Here is a 6,879-nt window from a genome sequence, read left to right on the forward strand (position 1 = left end):
GAGGCCGCTCAGCTTGCCTTGCGCAGCCACACCTTGTTGTCGTGGAATGCCGCGCCGCCATAGGGTGCGGGCGCATCGGCGCCAGTCAGCACGTTGATGCCCTCGCCGCGCTCATGCGCGCTGTTCGGCCAGATGCCTTCGGCGATCACCACGCCGCGCTTGATGCCGTCGAACAGCCTCGCATGCAGCACCACCTCGCCGCGCGCATTGCCGAGTTCGACACGATCGCCCTCTGCCAAACCGTGTGCGGCGGCATCGTCGGGATGCAAGAGCAATTCCGGCCGGCCCTCCTTGGCCTTCGACACCGGCGTTTCGGAAAAGGTCGAGTTGAGGAAGTTGCGCGCCGGCGACGTAGCCAGCCGGAACGGATGCGCCTCGTCGGCAACCTCGATCAGGTCGACATGATCGGGAAATTGCGGCAACTGCTCCACCGGGCCGAACAGGCCCATGCTTTTCGGCGGCCGGTTGGGGGCGGCTTGTCCGGTCCAATCGGCGCGGAAGCGGAATTTGCCGTCCGCATGGCCGAAGCCCTTGGTGAAATGCGCGGTTTCGAAATCCGGCTGCAAGTCGACCCATTTCTGCTCCTTCAGGCTGGCAAAGCTGCCCAGCCCGCGCTTGCCCAGAATGATATCGATATGCTGCTGTTCGGTGAGGCCGAAGCCCGGCCTGTCGGCGACTCCGAGGCGCTCAGCCAATTGCTCGATGACGAAATGGTTGGTGCGCGGCCCTTCCGGCGGCTCGATCAGCTTCGGGCCGAGCGTGATGTGCTGGTTTCCGCCGCCCTTGTAGATGTCGTCGTGCTCGACGAACATCGTTGCCGGCAGCACGACGTCGGCGAGCTTGGCCGTGTCGGTCATGAACTGCTCGTGCACGCAGGTGAACAGATCCTCACGCAAGAAACCCTGCTTCACCAGTCGCTGCTCGGGCGCGACATTGGCCGGGTTGGTGTTCTGGATGAGCAGCGCCGTCACCGGCGGCCCGCCATAGAGCGCATCCGGCGCTCCCGTCAGCACCGGGCCGATGCGCGAATGATCGAGATAGCGGATCGAGGGATTGCGCATGCGCGTGCCCTCCAGCACCTCTTGGTTGAGCTTGAAGATGCCGGAATTGGAGTGGAAGGCGCCGCCACCCTCATATTGCCAGGCGCCGGTGACGGCGGCGATGCAGGAGGCGGCATGCATGTTGACCGCGCCGTTGCGCTGGCGGGCAAAGCCGTAGCCGAGGCGGAAATAGGTTTTCCTGGTCATGCCGACGAGACGGGCAAAGTTCTCGATCTCGGCCACAGTCAGTCCAGTGATCGCGGCCGCCCATTCGGGTGAGCGCGTGCGCAGATGCGCTTCCAGACCTTTCGGGTCATCGGTGTATTTCTCGAGATAGGCGCGGTCGGCCAAGCCTTCCCTGAACAGCACATGCATGACCGCGCAAGCCAGCGCGCCATCGGTGCCAGGCTTCAGGACAAGGCCCATATCGGCCTGCTTCATCGTGGCGTTCTCATAGACGTCGATGACCACGATCCTGGCACCGCGCTCCTTGCGTGCCTTGATGGCGTGGGTCATGACGTTGACTTGGGTCACCACGGCATTGGTGCCCCAGATCACCACGCAATCGGACTTGGCCATTTCGCGCGGGTCGGGACCGCGCAGCGCGCCCGCCCCCATCATCCAGCCGGTCCAGGCCAGGTTGGTGCAGATCGAGCCAAAGAAGCCCGAATATTTCTTCGCATGCCGCAGCCGCTCGATACCGTCGCGCTGCACCAGCCCCATCGTGCCGGCATAGAAATAGGGCCAGACCGTCTCCGAGCCGTATTTTTCCTCGGCCGCGATGAATTTTTCGGCGACGAGATCCAGCGCCGCCTCCCAACTTGTTTCCTGCCAGGCGCCCTCGCCCTTGGCGCCTTTGCGCACCAGCGGCTTCAGCAAGCGGTCGGGATGGTGGACGCGGTCTGCGTAACGAGCAACCTTGGCGCAGACAACGCCGGCCGTATAGCTGTTGGACTTGGCGCCATGGACGCGGCCGATGCGGTTGCCGTCAAGCAACTCGACCTCGAGCGCGCAGGTCGACGGGCAATCATGCGGACAGGCCGAATGGCCGATGCGAAGGCTGGCGTGCTGGTTCATGGCACGTGTTTAGCCGTTTTCGAACAAGGCGTGTAGGGCCAGATCTGACCGTCCCCTTGAAGGAGAGGGTCGGCGCGTAGCGCCGGGGTGGGTTGTGGCGCAGACCCCCACCCCGCTCCGCTTCGCGGATCGACCCTCCCCACAAGGGGGAGGGTAACTACTCCGCCGTGCCTTCCTCGTATTCGGCCGACATGGTCAGCCACTTTTCCTCGTGGCCGGCGAGCGTCTGGGCGAGTTGCGATCGCTCCTTCGCCAGCCTTGTCGCCGTCGACGGATCCTTTTCGTAGATCGCCGGGTTGGCCAGTTCGTCCTCGATGCCGTCGATGCGCTTGCGGATGCGGTCCATCAGCGCTTCGGTGGCGCGAATTTCCTTGGCCAGCGGCTCAAAGGCGGCGCGGCGCTGGGCCGCCTCGCGGCGGCGGTCGGCCTTCGAGGCTTTTTCCGCCTCGCGCCGCTCGCGCCGGTCGCCGGACACGCCTGTGACCAGCGTCTTGTAATCTTCGAGGTCGCCGTCATAGGGGTTGACGGCGCCATCCTTGACCAGCCACAGCCGGTCCGCCGTCGCTTCCAGGAGATGGCGGTCGTGCGAGATCAGGATGACGGCGCCGGGGAACTCGTTCAGCGCATGGATCAAGGATTCGCGGCTATCGATGTCGAGATGATTGGTCGGCTCGTCAAGGATGAACAGGTTCGGCCCCTCGAAGGCCGACAGACCCATCAACAGCCGCGCCTTCTCGCCGCCGGACAGGTCTTTCGCCGCCGTATTCATCTTTTCGGTCGTGAGCCCAAACTGGGCGACACGGCCGCGCACTTTCGATTCCGGCGCTTCGGGCATCAGCCTGCGAACATGCTCGTAGGCATTTTCCTCAGGCCTGAGATCGTCGAGCTGGTGCTGTGCGAAGATCGCCACCTTCAGCCCGGGCGCCACGGTCATGGTGCCGGTCTCCTGCTTCAGGCGGCCGGAGAGAAGCTTGGCAAAGGTCGACTTGCCGTTGCCATTGGCGCCAAGCAGCGCGATGCGGTCGTCGGCATCGATGCGCAAGGTCATCTTCTTCAGGATCGGCTCACCGGGTGTATAGCCGACATTGACATTGTTCAGCGCGACGATCGGCGAGGCCACCGTCTTCACCGGCTCCGGGAAAGAGAATGGCCGCACCGTGTCGTTCACGATGGCCGTGATCGGCTTCATCTTTTCAAGCGCCTTGATGCGGGACTGAGCCTGTCTTGCCTTGGATGCCTTTGCGCGAAAACGCTCGACGAAGGATTCCATATGCTTGCGGGCGGCTTCCTGCTTGATGCGGCCCTTTTCCTGCTGTTCTTTCTGCTCGGTGTACTGGCGTTCGAACTGGTCGTAGCCGCCGCGCCAGAAGGTCAGCTTCTTCTGGTCGAGATGGACGATCGAGTTGACGGCGCGGTTAAGCAGGTCGCGATCGTGCGAGATCAGCAGCACCGTGTGCGGATATTTGGAAACATAGTTTTCGAGCCACAGCGTGCCTTCGAGATCGAGATAGTTGGTCGGCTCGTCGAGCAGCAGAAGATCGGGTTCGGAAAACAGCACGGCAGCGAGTGCCACGCGCATGCGCCAGCCGCCGGAAAACGAGGAGGCCGGGCGGCGCTGCGCGGCGTCGTCGAAGCCGAGACCGGCCAGGATGGTGGCGGCGCGCGACTCGGCCGAATGCGCGTCGATATCGGCCAGCCGCATATGGATGTCGGCAATACGGTGCGGATCGGTCGCCGTCTTTTCCTCCTCGAGCAGCGCCGTGCGCTCGAGGTCGGCTTTGAGCACGATCTCGATCAGCGGCTCCTCGGTTCCGGGCGCTTCTTGCGCCACCTGGCCGATCCGCGTGTTCTTCGGCAGGCTGATCGAGCCCGTCTCGGAAGGGAAATCGCCTGTTATGGCCTTGAACAGCGTGGTCTTGCCGGTACCGTTGCGGCCGACAAGTCCGGCCTTGGTGCCGGCCGGCAAGGTCAGCGAGGCATGGTCGAGAAGCAAGCGCCCCGCCATGCGCAGCGAGAGGTCGTTGATGATAAGCATGGCCGCGCTTTTGCACGGGAGACCGGCGCTTCGCAAGACCTTGCGGGCCGGTTGGCCACGCAAGGCGTGAAAACGGCGCGCGCAATGGCGCCGTCAACATCGCAGCTCAGAGGCTTCCGGCTGCGGTCGGCCGCGCTCAGGCGCTGGCTTTGCCGCGCTTTGTCGCCTTGGCCACGGGGGCCGGCGCTGCCGGCTTGCGGCCAAGTCCCGTCGACTTCGCCAGCGCTGACCGTGTCGCTGAGTAGTTCGGAGCGACCATCGGATAGTCGGGCGGCAGGCCCCATTTGGTGCGATACTCATCCGGGCTCAGCCCATAGTCCGTCCTGAGGTGCCGCTTGAGCGACTTGAACTTCTTGCCGTCTTCCAGGCAGACGATGTAGTCGGGAAAAACCGACTTCTTCGGGTTCACCGCAGGAACCAGGCTTGGACTTTCCGCGACAACGGCACCTCCGAGCTTTCGCACCGAGGCACTGACGCTGGCAATCAGGTCAGGCAGGCCGGAAACCGGCAGCGGGTTGTTGCCGACATAGGCCGAGACAATGTCAGCGGTCAGCTCGATAACGGTCTTATCCTCGATATTTGACAAATCTTTCACCCTATTTGCGACAAAATCATCTACCCCAGAGAAGAATTTCGTCGATGCATTTATTTAACCGCGTCCCCCAAACGGACCAGCAAATCTCAAAACGAATCAAGACTTGCAGTCAAATATTTTTTAGGGAAATCGGCTCCGTGCAAACTAGAAAAGCTAATTTTTCGGGTCGGCAGACTTGGGCGGCCCGGTTGGAAGGCCAATATCTGTAAAACACGCGCCGTCGGTCATAACGCGCTCCAACGTCTTTCGGCCCTCAGTTCGCAGTTTCCGTGAAACGTTGAAAACTGCTCTATCGCAGCCGGCGGCCGAAATCAGGCGTATGCGCGCCCTTCCTCGGTGCGCTGGAAATGCGCCAGGTCGAGCTGCACGGAAGGGCGGCCCAGAACCGTCAGGATCATATGGGCCTGGCCGCGGTGGTGGGTCTGGTGGTTGAAGACGTGGTCGAGCGCCGGAGCCAGCCGTTGCGAGACGGTGCGCATGTCCGATACCGTCATGTATATAAAGCGGCCCGACAGCGCCTTGTCGCTCAAACCGCCAACCCAGTCGACGATCCGCCGGTCCTCCGCCTCGCGCGCCATGCGCAGGCCCGGCAACGCCTGGTACAGTATGGCGTCCAGCGCCGTCGGCGCATCGCCCTCGCCGGTAAAGCGCTTCATCCAGATGCGATCGGCGGCCAGGAGATGGTTGAGCGTGCCCTTCATCGAGCCGAAGAAAGCGCCGACGTCGCGATTGAATTCCTCTTCGTCGAGATCGGCGGCGGCATCGTAGATGCGGCCATTGGCCCATTGATTATAGGCCGCAAACATCATGAAGTGCCGTTTCATCTTTTCTCCCGCCGGCCTGTGTCGAGGCGTTGCGGGATACCTAAACCGCAAGGAAGCCGCCGCCAATGACCATTCTGCTTTATGATCTCGTCGGACGCGACGCCACCCGCCCCTTCAGCCCGCATTGCTGGAAGGCGACGATGGCGCTGGCGCATAAGGGGCTGGAGATCAGCGCGGTGCCGACGCGTTTTCTCGAAGTGCCCCGCGTCGAGGGCGGCGCATCGAAACTCGTGCCGGTGATCCGCGACGGCGAGACGGTCGTCGCGGATTCCTTCGCCATCGCGCTCTATCTCGACGAAACCTATCCGGGCCGGCCGTCGCTGTTTGGCGGCGAAGGCGGCAAGGCCATGGCGCGCTTCATCGAGCGCTGGTCGCAACTGACCATCCATCCCTATGTGACCACCGCCGCGATCATGGACCTTTATGCCATGCAGGATACGGAGAACGCCGCCTATTTCCGCCAGAGCCGGCAGCAGCGCCTGGGCAAGAGCCTGGAAGAGGTGATGGCCGCGCGGGATGCCGGGCTTGGCAATTTCAGGGCTTCGCTGGAGCCGCTGCGCTCGATGCTCGCCTATCAGCCATTCATCGGCGGAGATTCGCCCCTGTTCGCCGACTATATCGTGTTCGGCGCGCTGCAATGGGCACGCGTCGCCTCGCCCTACCCATTGCTCGACGACCACGATGTCGTGGCGCAGTGGTTCGCCCGCTGCCTCGACCTGCATGGCGGGCTGGGTCGAACGGTTGCGGCGGCCGCGTGAACCGTAGCGCCTGATCTTGCGGCAGGGCTAACGATGAGCCATCGGCTCCGCTATGGCCAGGTCTTATTTGGCCGCCTTTTTTGGCTTGCCGGGCTTGGCCGCGGTCTTGGCCTCTTTGGGCGCGGTTTTTGCCTTGCCGGCGACGGCCGCCTTTCTTGCCGGCTTCTTCAACGCGGATGACCCTGCATCCTCCTGGTCGATGTCGGCCGTCGCCTGTTGCCAATGGCGCTCATGCTGTCCGGCCGGTTGCCCTTCTTCCTGCCAGATATGATGTGCGCGGCTGCGAATGCGCTCCTGGCGATCGTCTGTCATGGTCATGGTCTCCATCCGGGCCGACCTCAGCGCGGCGCCGACATGTGACTATAGCAAGCAAAGCCTAATATTGCAGCCGTCCGATCTCGGGCTGGCGGCATCGCCGATATCGGCCCGGCACGCAAACGCGCATGGCGTCGACTTCCCCCGTCGACTTCCTCTGTCGGTAGCTAATCAAGTTGTCCGGTTTGGTAGCACATGATCTGTCCGCTTCTGTTTTGGCGTCGAAGCGGTTCAC

6 protein-coding genes are annotated in these 6,879 nt (G+C 63.0%); 1 reads left to right on the forward strand and 5 read right to left on the reverse strand.

Annotation, left to right across the window (positions count from 1 at the left end; translation table 11 throughout):
• Positions 1-8: 8 nt before the first annotated feature.
• The 4 genes from FJ428_RS29980 to FJ428_RS29995 all read right to left on the reverse strand — a co-directional run bounded on the left by FJ428_RS29980 (position 9) and on the right by FJ428_RS29995 (position 5,571).
• A complete protein-coding gene (locus FJ428_RS29980; RefSeq protein WP_140880777.1) occupies positions 9-2,117 on the reverse strand; it encodes a molybdopterin oxidoreductase family protein in 2,109 nt (702 codons plus the stop codon).
• 157 nt (positions 2,118-2,274) lie between these two features.
• Positions 2,275-4,152 carry an ABC-F family ATP-binding cassette domain-containing protein gene (locus FJ428_RS29985; RefSeq protein ID WP_140494379.1) on the reverse strand — a complete coding sequence of 626 codons (1,878 nt, stop codon included), beginning with the start codon at positions 4,150-4,152 and terminating at the stop codon, positions 2,275-2,277.
• A 136-nt stretch (positions 4,153-4,288) separates the two neighbouring features.
• Positions 4,289-4,738, reverse strand: a complete 450-nt coding sequence (locus tag FJ428_RS29990; RefSeq protein WP_140494381.1) for a MucR family transcriptional regulator — start codon at positions 4,736-4,738, stop codon at positions 4,289-4,291.
• 320 nt (positions 4,739-5,058) lie between these two features.
• On the reverse strand, positions 5,059-5,571 hold the full coding sequence (locus FJ428_RS29995; RefSeq protein ID WP_140494383.1) for a DinB family protein: 513 nt from the start codon (positions 5,569-5,571) through the stop codon (positions 5,059-5,061).
• A gap of 65 nt (positions 5,572-5,636) precedes the next feature.
• On the opposite strand from FJ428_RS29995, the gene FJ428_RS30000 reads away from it, so the two are divergent.
• Positions 5,637-6,329 (forward strand): glutathione S-transferase family protein, encoded by a 693-nt coding sequence (locus FJ428_RS30000; RefSeq protein ID WP_140880779.1) that lies wholly within the window; start codon positions 5,637-5,639, stop codon positions 6,327-6,329.
• 63 nt (positions 6,330-6,392) lie between these two features.
• Here the strand turns inward: FJ428_RS30000 and FJ428_RS30005 are convergent, their stop codons facing one another.
• On the reverse strand, positions 6,393-6,641 hold the full coding sequence (locus FJ428_RS30005) for a DUF2934 domain-containing protein (RefSeq protein WP_224519203.1): 249 nt from the start codon (positions 6,639-6,641) through the stop codon (positions 6,393-6,395).
• Between the last annotated feature and the right edge of the window lie 238 nt (positions 6,642-6,879).

It is taken from the genome of Mesorhizobium sp. B2-8-1 (genome assembly GCF_006440955.1).
Lineage (GTDB): Bacteria > Pseudomonadota > Alphaproteobacteria > Rhizobiales > Rhizobiaceae > Mesorhizobium.